This is a genomic window from Pseudomonas sp. Pseusp10 (assembly GCF_059492225.1).
On sequence record NZ_CP168528.1, the window covers coordinates 1826140 to 1847829 of the forward strand.

Here is a 21690-nt window from a genome sequence, read left to right on the forward strand (position 1 = left end):
AGAGGGAGTATCAGTTGGCATTTGAGTTGACTGACACACCGCTTTCGCGAGCAAGCCCGCTCCCACAGGAGAATGTATTTCTCTGTGAAAGCGGAGTCAGGCCAGCGAGGCTCACCACCAACGTCGCGCCCAGGGTTGCTTTGAGAATCAGGTCCACACTTAATGGCTCAGCCCGTACTTTTTCACTTTGTCGAACAGCGTGGTCTTGGCCATGCCCAGTTCCTGGCTGGCCTGGGTCAGGTTGCCGCCGCTGCGTTGCAAGGCATCGCTGAGCAGGTTGCGCTCGAAGGCTTCCACCGCTTCTGCAAACGCCAGGCCTTGATTGCTGCCGCCGGCACCGGGTTTCTTGAACGCCGGCAGGCCCAGGGCAAAGCGCTCGGCAACGTTGCGCAGCTCACGCACGTTGCCCGGCCAGTCGTGGCTCATCAGGTTCGAAACAGTCTGGTTGTCCAGCTCCGGCACCGCGCGGTCGAAGCGCAGGGACGACTGCTGCAAAAAGTGTTCGAACAGTTGCAGGATGTCCTCGCGGCGCTCGCGCAGCGGCGGCAGTTCCAGGGTCACCACGTTGAGGCGGTAATACAGGTCGCTGCGGAATTCGCCGGCCTTGCTCGACTCGTCGAGGTCGGACTTGGTCGCCGCGATGACGCGGCAATCCACCGCTACGCTCTGGTTCGAACCGAGGCGTTCGAGGGTGCGTTCCTGCAACACCCGCAGCAGTTTGATCTGCAAGGGCAGGGGCATGCTTTCCACTTCGTCGAGGAACAGCGTGCCGCCGTCGGCGTGTTCGATCTTGCCGATCCGTCGTTTGCCCGCGCCGGTAAAGGCGTTGGCTTCGTGGCCGAAAATTTCGCTTTCGAAGAGGTTTTCCGGCAGGCCACCGCAGTTCAGGGCGACGAACTGCTTGGTGTGCCGCCGACTGAAATCATGCAGGCAACGCGCGACCAATTCCTTGCCGGTGCCGGTCTCGCCTTCGATCAGCACGTTGGCCGAGGTATCGGCGACGTTGGCGATCAGTTCCCGCAGGTTCTGCATGGCCGGCGAGCGCCCGATGATCCGCCCTTCGAGGGAGTCGCGTTCGGCCAGCTGCCGACGCAACGACGAGACTTCCCGCGCCAGGCTGCGTTGCTCGAGGGCGCGGCGGGCGACATCCACCAGGCGCTCCGGGGAGAAGGGTTTCTCCATGAAGTCGTAAGCGCCTTTTTGCATGGCGCCGACGGCCATGGAGATGTCGCCGTGGCCGGTGATCAGCACCACCGGCAGGCTGCGGTCGCGGGCCTTGAGCCGGGTCAGCAATTCCAGGCCATCGATGCCCGGCAGGCGGATGTCGCTGACGACGATGCCGGCAAAGTTGTCGCCGACCCGCTCCAGGGCTTCTTCGGCGCTGCCCACGCCGATGCAGGGAATGTCTTCCAGGGTCAGCGCCTGTTGGCAGCCGAGCAGCACATGGGGGTCGTCTTCGACGATCAATACACTAAGGTCGTTGTTCATATTGGCTCGGCGGGAGTGGGGCTTACCAACGGTAAACTGAGGACGAATGCGGTACCACCGCTGGCCGGGTGCTCGACACCCAGGTGACCGCCGGTGGCGGCGGCGAGGCTGGCGGAAAGGGTCAGGCCAAGGCCCAGGCCCTGTTCGCCGGGTTTGGTGGTGAAGAACGGTTCGAACAGGTGCTTGCGCGCTTCGGCGTCGATGCCGTGGCCGTTGTCTCGCACGCGCAGTCGATACTTGCCATCGAATGCTTCGCCTTCGAGCCACAACTGCGGCAGCGGTTGCGCTTGCATGGCGTCGAGGGCGTTGCCGATCAGGTTGACCAGAATCTGCTCCAGGCGGGTCTGGTCGATTTGCACCTGCACATCGGTGAAGTCGCGGTGCAGTTGCAGCTGTATGTTTTCCACCCGGCCGCCGTGCAATTGCAAGGCCGCGTCCACCGCTTTGCCGAGGCAGGCCTGGCCCTTGTCGTCCCCGCGCCGGGCGAATGAGCGCAGGCTGGCGGTGATCCGGCCCATGCGGTCGATCAGTTCGTTGATGGTCTTGAGGTTGGTGCTGGCCACGTCGAGCTGGCCGCGTTCGAGGAAGCGCACGGTATTGCCGGACAAGGTGCGCAGCGCCGCCAGCGGCTGGTTCAGTTCGTGGGCGATGCTGGTGGACATCTGGCCGATGGCCGCGAGTTTTCCGGCCTGTACCAGTTCATCCTGGGCGCGGCGCAAGGTCTCTTCGGCGAGGCGGCGTTCACGGATCTGGCCCTTGAGCCGTTCGTTGCTGGCGCGCAGGTCGGTGGTGCGTTCGGTAATCCGACGCTCCAGCTGGTTGTTGGCTTCCTGCAAGGCTTCCCGGGCGGCGAGACGGGTGGCGATCACCTTGCGCCGCTCGTTCCAGGCGATCAACAGAAAGGCGCAGAGGGCAAACGCCACGGCCACCAGAATCCCCTGGTTGATCGCTTCGCGACGCAAATCCTGTAGCGGTGTGAGCAGGGTGAAATTCCATGGCGTATCGCTCAAAGGCCGGGTTTGCGCCAGGTAGCTGATGTTTTCATCGTCGGACACCAGTTCGCTGTTGGCCGGGAACGTGAGCTTTTCTACGCCTTCGGACAGGGTTTCCCGGGCCAGCGGCTGCAGTTCGTTGAGGGGGAACCAGTAGTACTGCAGGCTGCGGGCAAGTTTTTCCTTGGTTTCCTCGCTCAGCGGCACCACCGATTTCAAGCGTCGAGCCGGATCGCTGGAGAGAATGATGATGCCGTTCTCGTCGCTGACAAAGGCTTCCAGGCGCGCCCGCTGCCAGCGCTCTTCCATGGCTTCGAGACGCACCTTGACCACCGCGACGCCGATGATCTTGCCGTGCTCCTCCAGGCCATGGGCCAGGTAGTAACCGGGTTCGCCGTTGGTGCTGCCGATGCCGTAGAAACGCCCGGGCTGGCCGCGCACGGCGTTCTGGAAATAGGCGCGAAAGGACAGGTCTTCACCCAGGTAACTGTCGACATCGCGCCAGTTGCTGGTGGCCATCACGCGGCCAGTGGTGTCCATCACGTAGATGGCCCGACTGCGACTGCGCCGGTTCAGGCCTTCAAGGTAATCATTGACCGATTGCCGGTGTTCCGGGGTCGGGTCGGCCAACAACTGCGAAACGCTGGTTTCGAGTTCCAGCAGGCTGGGCAGGTAGGTGTACTTGCTGATTTCGCTTTCGACAGCACGGGCGTGCAGTTCCAGCTGACGCTGGCCGTTCTCGCCAAGGCTGCGAATGCCATAGTGTTCACTGCTCCAGAAGCCGATATAGCCCAGACCGATCATCATCGCGATGATCAGTGGCGGCAGGAACAAATGACGAATCAGACGGGGTTTCACGGCGAGTGATGGCATTGCTGCGCGATAAAGATTGGGGTCGCATTTCATCACAGATGCCTTGGATCAACCACAACACTTGCAGCAGAGTCACCGCTGGCCCCTGTGGGAGCGAGCTTGCTCGCGATGAGGCCATTGCAGTCAACATTGATGTTGAATGTCAGTTCGCTATCGCGAGCAAGCTCGCTCCCACAGGGGATTGAGTCAACCAGCAAGTGTGTGTCGCTTAGTGCTGCAGAATCTTGTTGAGGAAGTGCTGCGTACGATCGGCGCGGGCGTTGATGTCGCCGAAGAACTCCTCTTTCTTGCAGTCTTCGATGATTTTGCCCTGGTCCATGAAGATCACCCGGTCGGCCACTTTACGGGCGAAGCCCATTTCGTGGGTCACGCACATCATGGTCATGCCTTCGTGGGCCAGTTGCACCATCACGTCGAGCACTTCGTTGACCATTTCCGGGTCCAGCGCCGAAGTCGGTTCGTCGAACAGCATGACGATCGGGTCCATCGCCAGCGCACGGGCAATCGCCACACGCTGCTGCTGACCGCCGGAGAGTTGGCCGGGATGCTTGTGGGCATGGGCGGAGAGGCCGACGCGCTCGAGCAGTTGCAGGCCTTTCTTGGTGGCTTCTTCCTTGCTGCGGCCCAGCACCTTGATCTGCGCGATGGTCAGGTTTTCGGTGATAGTCAGGTGCGGGAACAGCTCGAAGTGCTGGAACACCATGCCCACGCGCGAACGCAGTTTCGGCAGGTTGGTCTTCGGGTCGGCGATGGAGGTGCCGTCGACCACGATATCGCCTTTCTGGAACGGTTCCAGGGCGTTGACGCACTTGATCAGGGTCGATTTGCCGGAACCGGATGGCCCGCACACCACGATCACTTCGCCTTTCTTGACCTCGGTGCTGCAATCAGTCAGTACCTGGAAGTCCCCATACCACTTGTTGATGCTTTTGATAGAGATCATACGGCGAACCTTTTTTGCAGACGCTTGACCAGCTGCGAGGCGGCAAAGCTGATGATGAAGTACACGAGACCCGCGAAAACCAGGAACTCATTGGAGCGGCCAATGATGTCGCCACTGGCGCGCGAAGCATTGAGGAAGTCCACCAGGCCGACCGCGTAAACCAGCGAGGTGTCCTGAAACAGGATGATGCTCTGTTGCAGCAACAACGGCGTCATCTTGCGGAACGCTTGCGGCAGGATGATCAGGCGCATCATTTGGCCGTAAGTCATGCCCAGTGCCTGGGCAGCGCCCATCTGGCCCTTGGGAATCGACTGTACGCCGGCGCGGACGATTTCGCAGAAGTACGCCGCTTCGAACATCATGAACGCCACGATGCACGACGCGAACGCACCGATCGGCGTGTCTTCGCCGGTGATCCAGCGCAGCACGAACGGCACCGCCAGATAGAACCAGGTGATCACCAGCAGCAACGGAATCGAACGGAAATAGTTAACGTAGGCGCCGGCGATGTTCGACAGCACCTTGCTGTGGGACAGGCGCATCAACGCCAGGATGGTGCCGAGGATGATCCCGCCGACCACGCCCATGGCCATCAGCTTGAGGGTCATGATCATGCCGTTCCACAGGCCCGGCAGGGACGGGATGATGCCCGAGAAATCGAATTCCATCATTTACCCCCTACGGAGATCAGGCCCGGTACGGCGACTTTCTTCTCGACCAGGCGCATCAGCAACATCAGGCTCATGTTCAGGGTGAAGTAGATCAGCGTTGCCAGGGTAAAGGCTTCGAACAGGTTGGCGGAGAACTCGGCGGTCTGTTTGGTCTGCGCGAGCAGTTCCATCAAACCGATCAGCGAGGCCACGGAGGTGTTCTTGAAGACGTTCAAGAATTCCGAGGTAAGCGGCGGAATGATGATCCGGTAGGCCTGGGGCAGCAGCACGTTCCAGTAGATCTGCGGCAGCTTGAAACCCATGGCGCGAGCCGCGGATTCCTGGCCTTTTGGCAGGGCCTGGATACCGGTGCGCACCTGTTCGCAAACCCGGGCGGTGGTGAACAGGCCCAGGCACACGACGACGCTGAGGAAGGCCGAGGTGGTCGGGTTCAGATCCTGCTTGTACCACTCTTGCAGGTCCGCCGGCAGCAGGTCGGGTACCAGGAAGTACCAGATGAACAGCTGAACCAGCAGCGGCACGTTACGGAAGAGTTCGACGTAGCAGGTGGCGATGCCCGATACGATGCGATTCGGCACGGTACGCATCACGCCCAGGATCGAGCCCAGTGTCAGGGCGATGATCCAGGCCGCGATGGCGATGCCGATGGTCCAGCCCAAACCGGCCACGTACCAGTCGAAATAGGTCTCGCTGCCCACGCCGGTGGACTTGAAGAACACGCCCCAGTCCCAGTTGTAATTCATTAGGGTCTCCCCTCAGTTCAATCGATGTACAAGTGCCCGCTTGGGGGAAGCTCCGTTCCCGCCTGTCCTTGAGGGACAGGCACACGCGCTCGGCTCGACAGCCACCGGTTCGAGTGTTTCCAAAAAATGCCAGCAGGAAGTGACCACCTCCTGAAAGGGCGAGGGCCCTCTCAGGAGATAAGGTTAGTCAGAAATCAGGATTTCTTGTCGTCAGCCGCTTTATCGGTTGGATTGGCGATCAGGGCCTTGAGCTCGTCGCTCATCGGGAAGTTCAGGTTCAGGCCTTTTGGCGGGATTGGCTGCATGAACCACTTGTCGTAGATCTTGTTGATCTCGCCCGATGCGTAGGTGGCCTTGATGGCGTCATCCACAGCCTTTTTGAACGGCTCGTCGCCTTTGCGCACCATGCAGCCGTAGATTTCGAAGGACTGCGGAGTACCGGTCACTGCCCAGTCTTTCGCATTCTTGGCCTTGGCTGCTTCACCTGCCAGCAGAGCGTCGTCCATCATGAAAGCCACGGCACGGCCGGTTTCCAGCATCTGGAAGGATTCGCCGTGGTCTTTGGCCGAGATGACGTTCATGCCCATCTGCTTGTCGGCGTTCATCGCCTTGAGGATGCGCTCGGACGTGGTGCCGGCGGTGGTCACGACGTTCTTGCCGGCCAGGTCAGGGAAATCCTTGTACTTGGAGTCTGCCTTGGACAGCAGGCGAGTACCGATTTCGAAGATGCCAACGGAGAAGTCAACTTGCTGCTGACGCTCGACGTTGTTGGTGGTGGAACCGCACTCGAGGTCCACGGTGCCGTTCTGCACCAGCGGGATGCGGGTTTGCGAAGTCACCAGGTTGTATTTGACCTGGAGATTCGGCATGTCGAGGTCTTTTTTCAGCGCTTCGACGACTTTCAGCTGGATGTCGTGGGAGTAGCCGACCGGTTTGCCGGAAGCATCCGCGATGTAGGAGAACGGAATGGAAGCGTCGCGATGCCCGAGGGTGATGACGCCGGACTCTTTGATCTTCTTCAGGGTGCCGGTCAGTTCGGCGGCGAAAACTGGCGTGCTGATCAGAGCGGCAGCAATGGCTGCGCCCAGGATATGGGGAACGATGCGCATCAAATTTTCCTCGACATTGTTTTTTTTATGGAGCCAGTTCATCGGCCCTTTTTGTGCTGCAAATGCCAGAGCGCTACTGAAAGTGCGCGCCAGGGGCATTCGTCGAAGAAGTGTAGAGCATGACTCGTGCCAGACCAGTGCTAATTGGTCAAATCATTGATTTATAAGGAAATTAAATATTTATGGCGCTCATATTGTCATCGAAGGATCCGGTTAACCGAACCGACCCGCAGGTCGCGTTCGGAAAACCGAATGGTGGCTGGGTGCTACCTGGGTGTCAGGTGTATTTGCGCTTGTCGGGCGCAGGCGGAAAGTACTGGTACAACCAGGTTTCACTCAGCGTGCGGTCGTTGGTGCGGATGAACAGGCGCAGCTCGACAGGCTCCACGCTGTCATTGGTCGGGTACCAGTCAAACAGGATGCGGTAGCCCCTGATGTCATCCAGCTTGAGCACGCTGAAATCCTTGACCTCGCCGTTCGAGCAAGTGACCACCGGCTCTATGCCCGCGCCTTCAGGCAAACGGTCCAGGCCGCCGCCGGTGAAGTCCACGGCAAAACGACGGGCCCAGACTGGCGGGTAATGCTCGCCTGGCGCCCAGCCTTCGGTGAAGCCACCCATGCCCGAACGGGTTGCATTGACCCGCGCCAGTGGTGTGCCGACCGGTGGCAGTGCGCTCCAGTAGAGCTTGTAGCCGTAGTTCAGCGAATCGCCGGCAGCCACTGGTTTCTTCGGGGTCCAGAAGGCGACGATGTTGTCCATGGTCTCGCCGGTGGTCGGGATCTCCAGCAGATCGACCGAGCCTTCGCCCCATGCAGTGGTCGGTTCGACCCACAGGCTCGGGCGGCGGCTGTACCAGTCGACAGTGTCCTGATAGCTGGCGAATTCGTGGTCGGTCTGCACCAGGCCGAAACCTTTCGGGTCCTTGTCGGCGAAGGCATTGAATTGCAGGGTCACCGGATTGTTCAGCGGACGGCAGATCCATTCGCCGTTGCCGCGCCACATGGCCAGGCGATCGGAGTCGTGGATTTGCGGGTGAATGGTGTCGCACATCCGGCGTTCGTGGGTGCCGCAGCTGAACATGCTGGTCATCGGCGCGATGCCCAGTTGGTCGATGGCGGTGCGTGCGTTGACGTGGGCATCGATCTCCATCACCACGCGCTCGGCCTGGCAGTCGATATCGAAGCGGTAGGCACCGGTGGCGCTCGGCGAGTCGAGCAAGGCGTAGACCACGAAGCGGGTGCTGTCCTTGTCCGGCGTCTCGAACCAGAACTTGGTGAAGTCCGGGAATTCCTCACGTTTTTTGGCATAGGTATCGATGGCCAGGCCGCGGGCCGACAAGCCATACTGGCCGGTGGCGTCCACCGCCCGGAAGTAACTGGCGCCGAGGAAGGACACGACGTCGTGTTTGTCCAGTTCCGGGGCCTTGAACAGCTTGAAGCCGGAGAAACCCAGGTCGCCCTTGAGCTGCGCTGTGTCGACCGTGGTGTTTTCATAGTTGAACAGCGACGGGCGGAAATGCACCTCACGCGCCTGGCGGGTCTTGGGGTCGACGCTGTACATGCGTACCGGCTGCCTGAACCCCATACCGACGTGGAAAAACTGCACATCCAACTGACCGTTCAGGTCATTCCACAAGGAGTGGTTGGCGTCGTAGCGGATCGCGTTGAAGTTCTGCGGCGTCATGGTCGCCAGGGTCGGCGGCAACTGTTGCTTGGTGTCCTGGTAGCGATTGCTGGCGAGCTGTTTGGCCTGGCGTTTCAGCGCCTCGAAATCGAACGCGGTGGCCTCGCCATCAGCGGTGCCGCTGTTGGCGGCCCAGGCCTGGGCCGCCAACAGCCCCGTGGCGGACAAGCCAGTGTAGGCCGCAATGGCCATGGAGGCTTTGAGCAAATTCCTGCGGTGCATAAATACAACCTGTCGTGAGCAATCCCGCGCCGTTCCTGGCACGTGCTGGATCAGAAATATCGGTTCGGACATGCCTTCGGCCAAACGCAACGGACTGTAAAACAGATGCCGGGTAGCTTAAACCGTTCGATTGCAGAGCAAAATTGATTGATGGCACAGCGCTGGCTCGGCAATGAAACAAGACATGTCGGGAAACAATTCCGACAGGGATTTCTGATTTACAGGGCATTTCTGCTTTTTTCGATTAATTACTCTAAAAAACGCTTTTCAGCGCCCGGAATATTTCTATTCTGTGCTCATGACCGGTTTATGCCCTTCGGACCGGTGCGGTTCAGTGGGCACCCGGCGGCTGCTGAAAAAGGGATAGGGCGATGCGGTTTTTTTGCAGTTTCTTTGACGTCTAGAGAAGGACATCGTCCATGTCGAAAGTACAGAACATCACTGAATTGTTGGGAATCTTTCCGTGTCTGACCAGCGGACGGCAAAGACGCCGGCTGAATTCCGAGGAGATGAAACTGGTGGAGCGCTATCGGGAGCTGTCGGAGAGCGACAGGATCGCGATGCGGTATCTGGTGGATGCGATGAGGAGTGTTTCGCGGTTTTGAGCAGGCAAACCCAAAGGGACGGACTGTGAAGTCTGTCCCTGTTTGATCAGCTTGATTTATCCCTTCAACGGCAAGTGCCAGCGATTGGGAAGGGTCGCTGCACCTGCATCAACTCAGGCATGTCTCGCCACTTGATCCAGGCGTGATGTTGGTAATGCAGCAAGGGCACCGAAACTCCCGCCCAATTCAAGGAACTCAGGCTTGGCAGGTTTTCCACAGGCGCTGATTTCGCATCACGCAGCGAGGGTATGACTTCGTTGCTCAACCACTGGCGCAGGTTGCGGTTTTCCGGGACGAAGTGGTGAACCAGCAAGGCGTACATGCCAGATTCGCTGATCATTAATGTTTCGACCGTTTTGCCGTCCTTGAGCAGACAGACGGTGCGACGTTGGTCAGGGTCGAGTTTCAGGGTGAGGCGTTCATTCAATGGTTTGCCCATCAGGCGTCCCAGATCCTGGGCGCAGAACCAGACTTGGTTGTCTTGCATGAAGGCGTGGAGGAAGCGGTTGTGGCGGGTGAAGACTTTAGGAATGAAGCAGGACGGAGTTTCAGTCGGATGTGATGTGTGCTTGTGCATTTTTCGACTCCATGTTGAAAGTGGAGCCGCCACTAATCCTTCGACAGATTAGGGTGGCGGACCGTGCGGCGTTCGAAGTCGGGACACTCTCTATCAACATGGAAGCCAAGAGGCCCGCGCCACACGACCCGCCATAACGCGAAACTGAAAGGCAAAAAAATGCCCCAGTTCGTATGGGGGCGCGGATGCGCCATGTTGATAAGTTCCGGCTTCGACTCCGGGTCGCTGATTTGGCAGCGACGGAATGAAGCCTATCGGTCAGGCGCTCGCGGCGCCAAGTCTACTCTGGCGACGCATGTTGTAGGAATCGAGGGTTTTTCAGGAAGGGCAGATCTGTAGGATCTTGCTGGTTTTGTATAAAGCTGAGTGGTGCTGATCAGTTAAGCCAAAATACGATCTGTAGCAGCTGGCGTAGCCTGCGTCCGGCTGCGTAGCAGTCGTAAAGCCTGCGTGCGAGATCTTCCTGAAACACCGCGTGGTCTGATTTCACGACTGCTACGCAGCCGAACGCAGGCTTCGCCAGCTGCTACTTCGCATTTCGCTTTCTGAGGGTGGTGTTTCATGTCCCCTCAGCCCCTTATTGACTTGAAGTCCTGCCCGTATCGTTACGGGCAGGGTCTCCAAGCGAGGGCGAATACCTTACCGACTAACCTTCCACGCATCCCCCGCAGGCGCCTTTCCGTGGTCATACGGCTTGGCGATCCACATGTAGAGCAAGCCCAAACCAATAACGATGGCAGTACTCAGGACCATGGCGTAGTTGATGTACCACGCAGCATCCGGTGTCCGTGGCCAGGCCATGTTGATGATGGCCCCGACACCATAGACCAGTGCGCCGATGTTCACCGCCCAGCCCCAGGCACCAAGGGTGAATTTGCCGCTCGGTTTCCAGCCTTTCATGCGGGCGTACAGAGCCCCGAGCACGATCATCTGGAACGCAAGGTAGATGCCGATGGCGGCGAAGCTGACGATGGTGGCTACTGCATCCTGCAGAAAGAAGCCGAGGATGATGATCAGCGCCGGCAGGACGCCGGAGACGAACAGCGCGGCAACTGGAACCTGAGTCGTAGGGGAAATCTTCTTCAGCAGTCGGCTGCCAATAACCATTTCGTCGCGGGCGTAGGAATACAGCAAACGACTGGCCGCCGCTTGCAGGCTGATGACGCAGGAGATGAAGGAAATCATCACCACGCCCATCACCACTTTCGAACCCACAGGGCCAAATGCGTTGTTGAGGATGGTGGTGACCGGGTCCTTGTCGGTGCCATTGATCACGGCTTGCATGTCCGGCACGGCCAGGATCAGCGCCAGGCAGGCGAACATTGCCGCGATGCCGCCGATGTAGATGGTCATGCGCATGGCCACCGGGATCTTCTTGCTCGGGTTCGGGGTTTCTTCGGCCACGTCGCCGCAGGCCTCGAAGCCGTAGTACAGGAACATCCCCGCCAGCGATGCGGTGAGGAACGCCGGCAGGTACGAGCCGTCGACGCTGATATCGAAGGTGTTGAACAACACGCTGATGGGTTGATGACGCTCGAAAATCAGCAGGTAAACGCCGACGATCACCGCGCCCACCAGCTCGCAGAGGAAGCCGAACATGGCGATCCGCGCCAGCACTTTGGTGCCGCTGAGATTGACCAGGGTGGCGAACAGCGTCAGGAACAGGGCGATGATGATGTTGGTGTTGTTGCTCGGTTCAAAGCCCATCATGGCGGCGAGGTACGGACCGGCACCCACGGCAACCGCCGCGATGGTCACGCACAGGGCGATGGAGTAGATCCAGCCCACCATCCACGCCCAACGCTTGCCCACCAGACGGCGGGCCCATGGGTACACGCCGCCGGAAATCGGGAACTGCGAAACCACTTCGCCGAAGATCAGGCACACCAGCAACTGGCCGCAACCGACCAGCAAGTAAGCCCAGAACATGGGTGGCCCGCCAGCGGCCAGGCACAAGCCGAACAGGGTATAAACCCCGACGACCGGGGAAAGGTAAGTGAAGCCCAGGGCGAAGTTTTCCCACAAGCTCATGCTGCGATTGAAGTTGGAGCTGTAACCCAGCTTGCGTAGTTGCTCGGCATCGCTGTCGGCAAGGGCTACAGAGAGATCGGGTGATGCACTCATGTGTGTTTTCTCCGGAAAATCGGCAGATTTCGGATGTCCGAAACCGTGGCGGGGCCTTGAGGGCACCGCCCGGATCGGTGGTTATTGTTTTGTTTTTTTGCTGTGGAGCCTGGTGGTGCTGGGTGCCGGTTTCTTCCTTGAGTGTTGCGGTGACGCCATTCGCTGTAGGAGCGAGCTTGCTCGCGAAAAACCTGAGGACACCGAGGGGCGTCAGGATCCCCGCGTCAACGTTGACGTCCATCGCGAGCAAGCTCGCTCCTACAGGCGATGCTTTTCTTAATGTTTGAACATCACATGCCGCACAACGGTGTAGTCCTCCAGCCCGTACATGGACATGTCCTTGCCATAGCCGGACAGTTTCTGACCGCCATGAGGCATTTCGCTGACCAGCATGAAGTGCGTATTCACCCAGGTGCAGCCGTAGTGCAAGCGGGCCGACAGGCGATGGGCGCGACCGACGTCGGCGGTCCACACCGACGACGCCAGGCCGTATTCCGAATCGTTGGCCCAGCCGAGTACCTGCGCTTCATCGCTGAATCTGGTGACCGACACCACTGGCCCGAACACTTCGCGACGGACGATTTCGTCATCCTGCTGCGCATCGGCCAGTACGGTCGGCTCGAAGAAGTAACCGTTGCCGTCGACTGCTTTACCGCCAGTGATCAGACGGATGTGCGGTTGAGCAATGGCGCGTTCGACGAAACCGGCAACGCGGTCACGGTGTTGCGCGGTGATCAGCGGGCCGAGTTCGGTAGACGGATCGTCCTGCAGGCCGTACTTGATGCTGCTGACCGCAGCCCCGAGTTTCTCGACGAACTTCTCGTAGATGCCTGCCTGGGCATAGATGCGGCAGGCGGCGGTGCAGTCTTGCCCGGCGTTGTAGAAACCGAAGGTGCGGATGCCTTCGACGGCGGCGTCGATGTCGGCGTCATCGAAGATGATCACCGGGGCCTTGCCGCCCAATTCCATGTGCATGCGTTTGACGCTGTCGGCGGTGCTGGAAATGATGTTCGACCCGGTGGCGATCGAACCGGTCAGCGACACCATGCGCACTTTCGGGTGGGTGACCAGCGGGCTACCGACGGTAGGACCACGGCCAAATACCAGATTGAGCACGCCGGCCGGGAAGATGTCCGACGCCAGTTCGGCCAGGCGCAGGGCGGTCAGCGGGGTTTGTTCCGACGGTTTGAGCACCACGGTATTACCGGCAGCCAGGGCCGGGGCGATTTTCCAGGCCACCATCATCAGCGGGTAGTTCCACGGCGCGATGGAGGCGATCACACCCACCGGGTCGCGACGGATCATCGAGGTGTGGCCCGGCAGGTATTCGCCACCGGCCGAACCGCTCATGCAGCGGCTGGCGCCGGCGAAGAAGCGGAACACGTCGGCAATCGCCGGGATCTCGTCGTTCAGCGCGGCGCTGTAAGGCTTGCCGCAGTTGTCCGATTCCAGTTTGGCCAGCTCTTCGCCGTGGGCCTCAATGGCATCGGCGAGTTTGAGCAGCAGCAGCGAACGCGCTTTCGGCGGGGTTTGCGACCAGCTCTCGAAAGCGGCGTCGGCGGCGCGTACGGCGGCATCGACCTGGGCTTCGCTGGCTTCGTTGATCTCCACCAGTACACGACCCAGCGCCGGGTTGAACACTGGTTGGGCGGGGCCTTCGCCATCTTGCAGTTGGCCGTTGATCAAGAGTTTGGTTTGCATGGCATTTGTCCTCATCAATGCAGATCTTGTTTTGAAACCAGTCCCTGTGGGAGCGAGCTTGCTCGCGATGGCGGTGTGTCAGCCACCATCCATGCTGAATGTGATGGCCTCATCGCGAGCAAGCTCGCTCCCACAGGGGGTAGTGGTGTCTATTTTGAGTTTATTTCCCGCCACTCCCCGCAACGCTCTCACCACCCCGGGTCAGGTAATAGGCACCAAGAATCGGCAGCATGGTCACGATCATCACCAGCATCGCCACGACGTTGGTCACCGGCACGTCCCGTGGGCGGCTGAGCTGGTTGAGCAGCCACAGCGGCAGGGTCCGTTCATGGCCGGCGGTGAAGGTAGTGACGATGATTTCGTCGAACGACAGGGCAAACGCCAGCATGCCGCCGGCCAGCAACGCCGAGCCGAGGTTCGGCAGGATGATGTAGCGGAAGGTCTGCCAGCCGTCTGCGCCGAGGTCCATCGAGGCTTCGATCAAGCTGTGGGAGGTACGGCGCAAACGGGCGATGACGTTGTTGTAGACGATCACCACACAGAAAGTCGCGTGACCGACGATGATGGTGAACATCCCCGGCTCGATGCCCAATGTCTTGAACGTTGCCAGCAACGCGATCCCGGTAATGATCCCCGGCAAGGCAATCGGCAGGATCAGCATCAGCGAGATGCCTTGCTTGCCGAAGAAGTCCCGGCGGTACAACGCCGCCGACGCCAGCGTGCCGAGGACCATGGCGATCAGGGTGGCAATCGAGGCGATCTGCAACGACAGCTTGATGGCTTCCAGCACGTCCGGCCGCGAGAACGCCACGCTGAACCAATTCAGGGTGATGCCCTTGGGCGGGAAGCTGAACGCCGCATCTTCGGTGTTGAAGGCGTACAGGAAGATGATCAGGATCGGGAAGTGCAGGAACACCAACCCACCCCAGGCGGCGATTTTCAAGCCTAAAGAAGCTTTCTCAGAGTGCATCGAAGGCTCCCAGACGTTTGACGATGGACAGGTAGATGGCGATCAGCACGATCGGCACCAGGGTGAAGGCGGCGGCCATGGGCATGTTGCCGATGGCGCCTTGCTGGGCATACACCATGCTGCCGACGAAGTAACCCGGCGGGCCCACCAGTTGCGGCACGATGAAGTCGCCCAGGGTCAGCGAGAAGGTGAAGATCGAACCGGCGGCAATGCCCGGGATCGACAGCGGCAGAATCACTTGCGTGAAGGTCTGGCGCGGCTTGGCACCGAGGTCGGCGGAGGCTTGCAGCAGCGATGGCGGCAGGCGTTCCAGCGAGGCCTGGATCGGCAGGATCATGAACGGCAACCAGATGTACACGAACACCATGAAGCGCCCCAGGTGCGAGGTCGACAAGGTGCTGCCGCCAACGCCCGGAATGCCCAGCACGAATTGCAGAACCGGTTCCAGCCCCAGGTGCTGCACGAACCACTGCGCCACGCCGCCCTTGGCCAGTAGCAGCGTCCAGGCGTAAGCCTTGACGATGTAACTGGCCCACATCGGCATCATCACCGCGATATAAAAAAACGCCTTGGTCTTGCCGGTGGTGTAGCGCGCCATGTAGTAGGCAATCGGGAACGCAACGAAGGCGCTGGCAATCGACACGACAATCGCCATGCCCAGGGTACGCAGGATGATGTCGAAGTTCGACGGCTGGAACAGCGCGGTGAGGTTCGCCAGGGTCAGGTCAGGGGTGACCGCCATGGTGAAGTCATCGAAGGTGTAGAGACCTTGCCACAGCAGCACCAGCAACGAGCCCAGGTAGATCGCGCCGAACCACAGCAGCGGTGGCACCAGCAGCATCGACAGATAGAGGTTAGGCCGGCGATACAGCAGGTTGGAGAACCGGCGCAATGGCGAGCCGCCTGACCGGGTTTGAGAGATAGCCAGGGTGTTCATGTCACACCCCGCCCGCAACGGTGTCGTGCAAAGCAATCATGGCTTCACGCGCCCAACGTGCACTGATGCGCTGCCCGGTCTGGTGCTGTGCGCTGGTGTCCAGCCATTGGTTGTTGGCCTTGCTGATGTTCAGGGTCTGGCCATTTTCCAGTTTCAGCTCATAGCGAGTCGCACTGCCCTGGTACTGGATGTCATGCAGCAAACCGCTGACTTCAATCTCGTGGCTGGCTAGCGGACCGTCGGCGAAGCGCACGTGTTCCGGGCGAATCGAGAATGGCTGCGGATTGCCACTCAACTGCTTGGCCAGTTCGCCGCGAATCACGTTGGAGGTGCCAACGAATTCCGCCACGAACGTGGTGGCCGGCTTCATGTACAGGTTGCGCGGGCTGTCGACCTGTTCGATGCGGCCCTTGTTAAACACCGCAACGCGGTCGGACATCGACAGCGCCTCGGTCTGGTCGTGGGTGACGAAAATGAAGGTGATGCCGAGCTGGCGTTGCAGCTTCTTCAATTCGCCTTGCATTTGCTCGCGCAGCTTCAGGTCGAGCGCGCCGAGGGGTTCGTCGAGCAACAGCACCCGTGGACGGTTGACCAAAGCGCGAGCCAGGGCCACACGCTGGCGTTGACCGCCGGAGAGCTGCACCGGCTTGCGGTCGCCGTAGCCGCCGAGGGCGACCATCTCCAGGGATTCTTCGGCACGCTTGAAGCGCTCGGCCTTGCCGATGCCTTTAACCTTCAAACCGTAGGCGACGTTGTCGCGAACGTTCATGTGCGGGAACAGCGCGTAATCCTGGAATACGGTGTTCACATCGCGCTGGTACGGCGGCAGGTGGGCGGCCTCTTCGCCATGAATACGGATGGAACCTGCACTCGGCTGTTCAAAACCGGCGATCAGGCGCAGACAGGTGGTTTTGCCAGAGCCGGACGGCCCCAGCATGGAGAAGAACTCGCCGTCCTGGATGTCGATGGAAACCCGGTCTACGGCTTTTACTTCGCCGAATTGCCGGGAAACGTTGGTGAACTGGACTGCAAGCGTCATGGTGCGGTGCTCCAAAAAGGCGAAGGCCGTCGCAGCGGCCCTGCCTGGACTTCTGAAAAAACAAAAACTTTTATCTGTCGGCCGAGCGCGGTAGCGGCAACGACGGTGATCTACTGTGGGAGCGAGCTTGCTCGCGATGGCGGAGTGTCAGTCAGTAACAATATTGACTGGAATGCCCTCATCGCGAGCAAGCTCGCTCCCACAGGGGGAGGGTGGGTTATCTACCACCCATGATCGCGATGTAATCCTGGGTCCAGCGGCTGTACGGCACGAACTTGCCGCCTTCAGCCTGCGGGGTTTTCCAGAAGGCGATCTTGTCGAACTGGTCGAAACCGTTGGTCTTGCAGCCTTCGGCGCCGAGCAATTCGCTCTCCTTGCACGCCGCCGGAACCGCTGGCAACGAGCCGAACCACGCCGCGACGTCTCCCTGGACTTTCGGTTGCAGCGACCAGTCCATCCACTTGTAGGCGCAGTTCGGGTGCTTGGCCTCGGCATGCATCATGGTGGTGTCGGCCCAACCGGTGGCGCCTTCTTTCGGGATGGTCGAGGCGATCGGCTGTTTCTCATTCATCAGGCCGTTGACCTGATACGGCCATGAACTGGAGGCGACCACGCCTTCGTTCTTGAAGTCGCTCATTTGCACGGTGGTGTCGTGCCAGTAGCGGTGGATCAACGGCTGCTGGGCGCGCAACAGGTCGAGCACGGCCTTGTACTGGGCCTCGGTCAGTTCGTAGGGGTTCTGGATGCCCAGTTCCGGCTTGGCGGTCTTCAGGTACAGCGCCGCGTCGGCGATGTAGATCGGGCCGTCATAGGCCTGCACGCGGCCCTTGTTCGGCTTGCCGTCCGGCAGGTTTTGCGGATTGAACAGCACGCCCCAGCTGGTGGGCGCGGTCTTGAACACGTTGGTGTTGTACATCAACACATTCGGGCCCCACTGATACGGGGTGCCGTAGGTCTGCTTGTTGACCACGTACCACGGTCCATCCTTGAGGCGCGGGTCGAGGTTTTTCCAGTTCGGGATCAACGCAGTGTTGATCGGCTGCACACGCTTGCCGACGATCAGGCGCAGGGAGGCATCGCCCGACGCTGTCACCAGGTCGTAACCACCCTTGGCCATCAGGCTGACCATTTCGTCGGAGGTACCCGCTGTCTTGACGTTGACCTTGCAGCCGGTTTCCTTTTCGAAACCGGTCACCCAGTCGTAGGCCTTGTCGCTCTCGCCACGCTCGATGTAGCCAGGCCAGGCCACAATATCCAGTTGGCCCTCGCCGGCCCCGACAGCTTTGAGCGGCTCGGCGGCCTGGACACTGGCGCTGGCCAGCAGCGCGGTGGTGATTGCACTGAGCAGTGCGGTCTTGTGCACGAACATGGAATTTCCCTCTTCTTCAAATTATGGTCGGGGCAGTTGTGAACGTGGTGAAGCATGCCGTTGGTGGCTTCTTATAAGCGTAGTCAGAGATGCTCGCCATGGCGGGCCATGATGTGCCGCACCACGCTGTAGTCCTGAAGCGAATCGCTGGACAGGTCTTTGCCGTAGCCCGAACGTTTCAGGCCGCCATGGGGCATTTCGCTGACCAGCATGAAATGGCTGTTGATCCAGGTGCAGCCGTACTGCAAGCGCGCCGCGACCTGCATGGCCTTGTCGAGGTTCTGGGTCCAGACCGACGAAGCCAGGCCGTATTCCGAATCGTTGGCCCAGTCCACCGCCTGTTCAAGTTCATCGAAGCGGGTCACGGTGACCACCGGCCCGAACACTTCGCGCTGGACGATCTCGTCACTTTGCTTGCAGCCGGCGAGCAGGGTCGGCTGGTAATAGAAGCCGGCACCGGAATGCACGGCCGCGCCAGTTACCCGTTCGATGTGCGGCTGGCCGAGGGCGCGTTCGACAAAACTGGCCACGCGGTCGCGCTGGCGGGTGCTGATCAATGGGCCGATTTCATTGTCGGCGTCGCGTTTGCCGGCGAAGCGCAGGCTGCTGACCGCCGCGCCGAGTTCTGACACCAAACGGTCATGAATCCCGGCCTGGGCATAAATTCGGCAAGCTGCGGTGCAATCCTGGCCGGCGTTGTAATAGCCGTAGGTGCGCACGCCTTCGACCACGGCCTGGATGTCGGCATCGTTGCAGACGATCACCGGGGCCTTGCCACCGAGTTCAAGATGTGTGCGCTTGAGGGTTTTGGCGGCGGCTTGAAGAATTTTCTGGCCAGTGACGATATCGCCGGTCAGCGACACCATACGCACTTTAGGGTGGTTCACCAGGTGGCTGCCGACCCCTTCACCGCCACCGCAAATGATGTTGATCACACCCTGTGGCAGGATCTCGGCCAGCGCCGGAGCCAGGGCCAGGATCGACAGGGGCGTGTGTTCCGACGGTTTGAACACCAGGGTATTGCCGGCGGCGAGGGCCGGGGCGATTTTCCACGCGGCCATCATGATCGGGTAGTTCCACGGCGCAATCGACGCCACCACCCCGATAGGATCGCGACGGACCATGCTGGTGTAGCCCGGCAGGTATTCGCCGCTGAGCTGGCCGGTCTGGCAGCGCACGGCACCGGCGAAGAAGCGGAACACGTCGACCGTGGCATTCAGGTCGTCCTGACGGGCCAGGTGCAACGGCTTGCCGCAGTTCATGGCTTCGAGGCGGGCGAGCAGGTCGGCATTTTTTTCGATGACGTTGGCGATTTCCAGCAGCAGGTTCGAACGCTGCTGTGGCGTGGTCCGTGACCAACCGGCAAAAGCGCGATTCGCAGCGAGGATCGCTGCTTCGACTTGCTCGGTGCTGGCTTCGGCAATTTGCGTCAGCACTTCCCCGGTGGCCGGGTTGAGAATCGGCTCGACGCAGCCTTGGCCGGCTACTAATTCACCATCGATCAACAATGCGGTGAACAACGGGGTCTGCGCGCCAGCCATTTTTCGGGTTCTCGTTTTTTGTGTGGCTTCTTGTGTAGACATGGCAGCGCTCCCTGTGACTGGGGCCCGGCCGTCTTTATTAGATGCAACAAGACTAGTGTGCGGACCCGAGGACAACAAATACTAAATACTGAAGGTGGCGTTCGATTAAATAGATGGCTTGCGCCCGCCGTGGGGTTGTTCGCGGGCGACCGTAAGGAACGGGTCCACCAGCGCCGGCCGCGCAGTGCCGCGACGCCAGGCCAGGCCGACATCCAGGGTCTGGCTGAGGTCGGCAATCGGCCGCGCTTCGATGATGTCGCCCTCCAGTGACCACGGGCGATAGGTCATGTCAGGCTGGATCGACACGCCCAGGCCGGCAGCCACCAGGCTTCGCACCGCTTCGGTCGAGGCCGTACGCAGGGTGATGCGCGGTTGCAGGGAGGCTGCCGACCACATGCGCTGGGCGTTGCGGTCCATTTCATCGACGTTCAGTTGAATCAATGGTTCGCGGGCCACATCGGCGAGGTTGATGCTGTCGTGCTCCAGCAGCGGGTGCTGGGCCGGCAGCCACAGCCGGTGCGGCGAGTGGGTCAGCACTTCAGTTTGCAAGGCGTGGCGGTCTTCGAGGTTGGAGAGGATCAGCACGCCGACATCGATCTCGCCGCTGACCAGCAAATGTTCGATGTACGGGCGCTCATCTTCCATCACGCGGATTTCCACGTTGGGGTAGGCACGCTGGAAACGGGTGAGCAAATCTGCCAGGTAGTAGCCGGCGACCAGGCTGGTCACGCCGACGATCAACTGCCCGGCGACCTGGTCGGTGCTCTGTTGCAGGCTGCGCTTGGCGTTATCCACGGTGGCCAGGATCAAGTGCGCCTGGCGCAGGAATTGATGCCCCTGGTGGGTCAGGGTCATCCCCTTGGCGTGGCGACTGAACAGGCTGACGCCGATTTCCTCCTCCAGTTGCTGGATCGCCAGGGTCAGGGTCGACTGGGAAATGAACGCGGTTTGCGCGGCGGCCGAGATCGAACCGGTCTCGGCCACGGCGATGAAGTGACGGATCTGACGCAAGGTCATCATGGGAAAGCACCCGGTGGGCTGTTTTTATCGATTGGCTGGAGTGTATATCGTTTTTTTTGAAAGGCTGCTTTATGCCGCAAGCTTCAAGCGGCAAGCAGAAAAGGGTGGAGCAACATCTCGAAGCACTCTTGCGGGCAGCAATCGGGAACTTTCGATCTAGGCTGGTGGCCTTGGTTTCAGGTTAAACGTCTTGTGGAGGCGGTAAATGAACACCCGTGGATTGCTCGATCAATTGCTCAAATCCGGCCAGGACCTGTTGCAAAACAAGGCAGGCAGCTCACCGCAGAAGGGCGCGAGCGGTGGCACCGGTGCCCTCGGCAGTTTGCTCTCCGGCGCGAGTGGCGGGGCATTGGCGGCAGGGGCCATGGGTTTGCTGCTCGGCAGCAAAAAGGCCCGTAAAGTCGGGGGCAAGGTCGCGGTCTACGGTGGTCTCGCCGCGTTGGGTGTGCTGGCCTATAAAACCTTGGGTAACTGGCATGCGCAGCAGGGTGCTGCGGCCGGTGCGGAACCGCAAACCCTGGACCGTGTGCCGGCTGCGCAAGTCGAGCTGCACAGTCAGGCGATTCTCAAGGCGTTGGTGGCGGCCGCCAAGGCTGACGGTCATGTCGATGAGCGTGAACGGGCCTTGATCGAAGGCGAGTTCACCCGGCTCGACAATGACCAGGAGCTGCAACACTGGCTGCACGCCGAGCTCAACAAGCCGCTGGACCCGAGCGACGTCGCCCGAGCTGCCCGCTCCCCGGAAATCGCCGCCGAGATGTACATCGCCAGCGTAATGATGGTGGATGAGGAAAACTTCATGGAGAAGGCTTACCTTGACGAGCTGGCGCGGCAGCTCAAGCTGGAGCCGGGGTTGAAGGCCGAGCTGGAGAAGCAGGTTCGCCAGGCTTCCCTGTAAACCTTCAGTCCGCCATCGCGAGCAAGCTCGCTCCCACAGGGAATTGCTGTGAACACAGAATTTGTTCGCGACATAAGTCAAATGTGGGAGCGAGCTTGCTCGCGATGACAATTTCAGTCACACCGCATTCCTTGATGACCAT

The 21690-nt window shown here is 60.3% G+C and carries 18 protein-coding genes; 2 read left to right on the top strand and 16 right to left on the bottom strand.

Annotated features, from left to right (window positions below):
- Window positions 1-159: 159 nt before the first annotated feature.
- From aauR to ACEN8Z_RS08140, 7 genes are all read right to left on the bottom strand, one after another.
- Window positions 160-1488 (bottom strand): two-component response regulator AauR, encoded by a 1329-nt coding sequence (aauR, locus tag ACEN8Z_RS08110; protein WP_495597302.1) that lies wholly within the window; start codon window positions 1486-1488, stop codon window positions 160-162.
- Window positions 1485-3386 (bottom strand): two-component sensor histidine kinase AauS, encoded by a 1902-nt coding sequence (gene aauS, locus ACEN8Z_RS08115; RefSeq protein WP_495597303.1) that lies wholly within the window; start codon window positions 3384-3386, stop codon window positions 1485-1487. Before aauS ends, aauR begins: the two co-directional genes overlap by 4 nt.
- Before the next feature lie 175 nt (window positions 3387-3561).
- Window positions 3562-4296 (bottom strand): amino acid ABC transporter ATP-binding protein, encoded by a 735-nt coding sequence (locus ACEN8Z_RS08120; RefSeq protein ID WP_116265064.1) that lies wholly within the window; start codon window positions 4294-4296, stop codon window positions 3562-3564.
- Complete coding sequence (locus ACEN8Z_RS08125; RefSeq protein WP_495598102.1) at window positions 4293-4964, bottom strand: amino acid ABC transporter permease; 672 nt, start codon at window positions 4962-4964, stop codon at window positions 4293-4295. Before ACEN8Z_RS08125 ends, ACEN8Z_RS08120 begins: the two co-directional genes overlap by 4 nt.
- A complete protein-coding gene (locus tag ACEN8Z_RS08130) occupies window positions 4964-5710 on the bottom strand; it encodes an amino acid ABC transporter permease (protein ID WP_495597304.1) in 747 nt (248 codons plus the stop codon). The genes ACEN8Z_RS08125 and ACEN8Z_RS08130 overlap by 1 nt, the downstream gene beginning before the upstream one ends.
- A gap of 194 nt (window positions 5711-5904) precedes the next feature.
- Entirely contained in the window at window positions 5905-6819 is a 915-nt protein-coding gene (locus ACEN8Z_RS08135; RefSeq protein ID WP_495597305.1) for a glutamate/aspartate ABC transporter substrate-binding protein, read from the bottom strand.
- Between the two features lie 277 nt (window positions 6820-7096).
- Window positions 7097-8725 carry a glucan biosynthesis protein D gene (locus ACEN8Z_RS08140; RefSeq protein WP_495597306.1) on the bottom strand — a complete coding sequence of 543 codons (1629 nt, stop codon included), beginning with the start codon at window positions 8723-8725 and terminating at the stop codon, window positions 7097-7099.
- A 419-nt stretch (window positions 8726-9144) separates the two neighbouring features.
- On the opposite strand from ACEN8Z_RS08140, the gene ACEN8Z_RS08145 reads away from it, so the two are divergent.
- On the top strand, window positions 9145-9330 hold the full coding sequence (locus tag ACEN8Z_RS08145; RefSeq protein WP_495597307.1) for a hypothetical protein: 186 nt from the start codon (window positions 9145-9147) through the stop codon (window positions 9328-9330).
- Window positions 9331-9394: 64 nt separating this feature from the next.
- Here the strand turns inward: ACEN8Z_RS08145 and ACEN8Z_RS08150 are convergent, their stop codons facing one another.
- The 9 genes from ACEN8Z_RS08150 to ACEN8Z_RS08190 form a co-directional block, all read right to left on the bottom strand.
- Window positions 9395-9907, bottom strand: a complete 513-nt coding sequence (locus ACEN8Z_RS08150) for a BRO-N domain-containing protein (protein ID WP_495597308.1) — start codon at window positions 9905-9907, stop codon at window positions 9395-9397.
- 639 nt (window positions 9908-10546) lie between these two features.
- Entirely contained in the window at window positions 10547-12031 is a 1485-nt protein-coding gene (locus tag ACEN8Z_RS08155; RefSeq protein WP_442095703.1) for an APC family permease, read from the bottom strand.
- 276 nt (window positions 12032-12307) lie between these two features.
- Entirely contained in the window at window positions 12308-13732 is a 1425-nt protein-coding gene (locus ACEN8Z_RS08160) for a gamma-aminobutyraldehyde dehydrogenase (protein ID WP_495597309.1), read from the bottom strand.
- A 160-nt stretch (window positions 13733-13892) separates the two neighbouring features.
- On the bottom strand, window positions 13893-14702 hold the full coding sequence (locus ACEN8Z_RS08165; RefSeq protein WP_495597310.1) for an ABC transporter permease: 810 nt from the start codon (window positions 14700-14702) through the stop codon (window positions 13893-13895).
- Window positions 14692-15639, bottom strand: a complete 948-nt coding sequence (locus ACEN8Z_RS08170; protein WP_007996978.1) for an ABC transporter permease — start codon at window positions 15637-15639, stop codon at window positions 14692-14694. Before ACEN8Z_RS08170 ends, ACEN8Z_RS08165 begins: the two co-directional genes overlap by 11 nt.
- A gap of 1 nt (window position 15640) precedes the next feature.
- Complete coding sequence (locus tag ACEN8Z_RS08175) at window positions 15641-16678, bottom strand: ABC transporter ATP-binding protein (protein WP_495597311.1); 1038 nt, start codon at window positions 16676-16678, stop codon at window positions 15641-15643.
- 217 nt (window positions 16679-16895) lie between these two features.
- On the bottom strand, window positions 16896-18047 hold the full coding sequence (gene ydcS / locus ACEN8Z_RS08180) for a putative ABC transporter substrate-binding protein YdcS (protein WP_495597312.1): 1152 nt from the start codon (window positions 18045-18047) through the stop codon (window positions 16896-16898).
- An 83-nt stretch (window positions 18048-18130) separates the two neighbouring features.
- The gene (locus ACEN8Z_RS08185; RefSeq protein WP_495598103.1) at window positions 18131-19588 is read right to left on the bottom strand and encodes a gamma-aminobutyraldehyde dehydrogenase; all 1458 of its coding nucleotides are present in this window, start codon (window positions 19586-19588) and stop codon (window positions 18131-18133) included.
- 147 nt (window positions 19589-19735) lie between these two features.
- Entirely contained in the window at window positions 19736-20650 is a 915-nt protein-coding gene (locus ACEN8Z_RS08190) for a LysR family transcriptional regulator (protein WP_007975056.1), read from the bottom strand.
- 205 nt (window positions 20651-20855) lie between these two features.
- On the opposite strand from ACEN8Z_RS08190, the gene ACEN8Z_RS08195 reads away from it, so the two are divergent.
- On the top strand, window positions 20856-21548 hold the full coding sequence (locus tag ACEN8Z_RS08195) for a tellurite resistance TerB family protein (protein WP_495597313.1): 693 nt from the start codon (window positions 20856-20858) through the stop codon (window positions 21546-21548).
- Window positions 21549-21690: the final 142 nt, after the last annotated feature.

What these genes read in the sequence shown, in the direction of transcription:
- ACEN8Z_RS08135 (WP_495597305.1), bottom strand. Translation starts at nt 6,819, where the DNA reads ATGCGCATCGTTCCCCATATCCTGGGCGCAGCCATTGCTGCCGCTCTG.
- ACEN8Z_RS08170 (WP_007996978.1), bottom strand. Translation starts at nt 15,639, where the DNA reads ATGAACACCCTGGCTATCTCTCAAACCCGGTCAGGCGGCTCGCCATTG.
- ACEN8Z_RS08140 (WP_495597306.1), bottom strand. Translation starts at nt 8,725, where the DNA reads ATGCACCGCAGGAATTTGCTCAAAGCCTCCATGGCCATTGCGGCCTAC.
- ACEN8Z_RS08175 (WP_495597311.1), bottom strand. Translation starts at nt 16,678, where the DNA reads ATGACGCTTGCAGTCCAGTTCACCAACGTTTCCCGGCAATTCGGCGAA.
- ACEN8Z_RS08165 (WP_495597310.1), bottom strand. Translation starts at nt 14,702, where the DNA reads ATGCACTCTGAGAAAGCTTCTTTAGGCTTGAAAATCGCCGCCTGGGGT.
- ACEN8Z_RS08155 (WP_442095703.1), bottom strand. Translation starts at nt 12,031, where the DNA reads ATGAGTGCATCACCCGATCTCTCTGTAGCCCTTGCCGACAGCGATGCC.
- aauS (WP_495597303.1), bottom strand. Translation starts at nt 3,386, where the DNA reads ATGAAATGCGACCCCAATCTTTATCGCGCAGCAATGCCATCACTCGCC.
- ACEN8Z_RS08120 (WP_116265064.1), bottom strand. Translation starts at nt 4,296, where the DNA reads ATGATCTCTATCAAAAGCATCAACAAGTGGTATGGGGACTTCCAGGTA.
- ACEN8Z_RS08185 (WP_495598103.1), bottom strand. Translation starts at nt 19,588, where the DNA reads ATGGCTGGCGCGCAGACCCCGTTGTTCACCGCATTGTTGATCGATGGT.
- aauR (WP_495597302.1), bottom strand. Translation starts at nt 1,488, where the DNA reads ATGAACAACGACCTTAGTGTATTGATCGTCGAAGACGACCCCCATGTG.
- ACEN8Z_RS08190 (WP_007975056.1), bottom strand. Translation starts at nt 20,650, where the DNA reads ATGATGACCTTGCGTCAGATCCGTCACTTCATCGCCGTGGCCGAGACC.
- ACEN8Z_RS08125 (WP_495598102.1), bottom strand. Translation starts at nt 4,964, where the DNA reads ATGGAATTCGATTTCTCGGGCATCATCCCGTCCCTGCCGGGCCTGTGG.
- ACEN8Z_RS08145 (WP_495597307.1), top strand. Translation starts at nt 9,145, where the DNA reads ATGTCGAAAGTACAGAACATCACTGAATTGTTGGGAATCTTTCCGTGT.
- ACEN8Z_RS08195 (WP_495597313.1), top strand. Translation starts at nt 20,856, where the DNA reads ATGAACACCCGTGGATTGCTCGATCAATTGCTCAAATCCGGCCAGGAC.
- ACEN8Z_RS08150 (WP_495597308.1), bottom strand. Translation starts at nt 9,907, where the DNA reads ATGCACAAGCACACATCACATCCGACTGAAACTCCGTCCTGCTTCATT.
- ACEN8Z_RS08160 (WP_495597309.1), bottom strand. Translation starts at nt 13,732, where the DNA reads ATGCAAACCAAACTCTTGATCAACGGCCAACTGCAAGATGGCGAAGGC.
- ydcS (WP_495597312.1), bottom strand. Translation starts at nt 18,047, where the DNA reads ATGTTCGTGCACAAGACCGCACTGCTCAGTGCAATCACCACCGCGCTG.
- ACEN8Z_RS08130 (WP_495597304.1), bottom strand. Translation starts at nt 5,710, where the DNA reads ATGAATTACAACTGGGACTGGGGCGTGTTCTTCAAGTCCACCGGCGTG.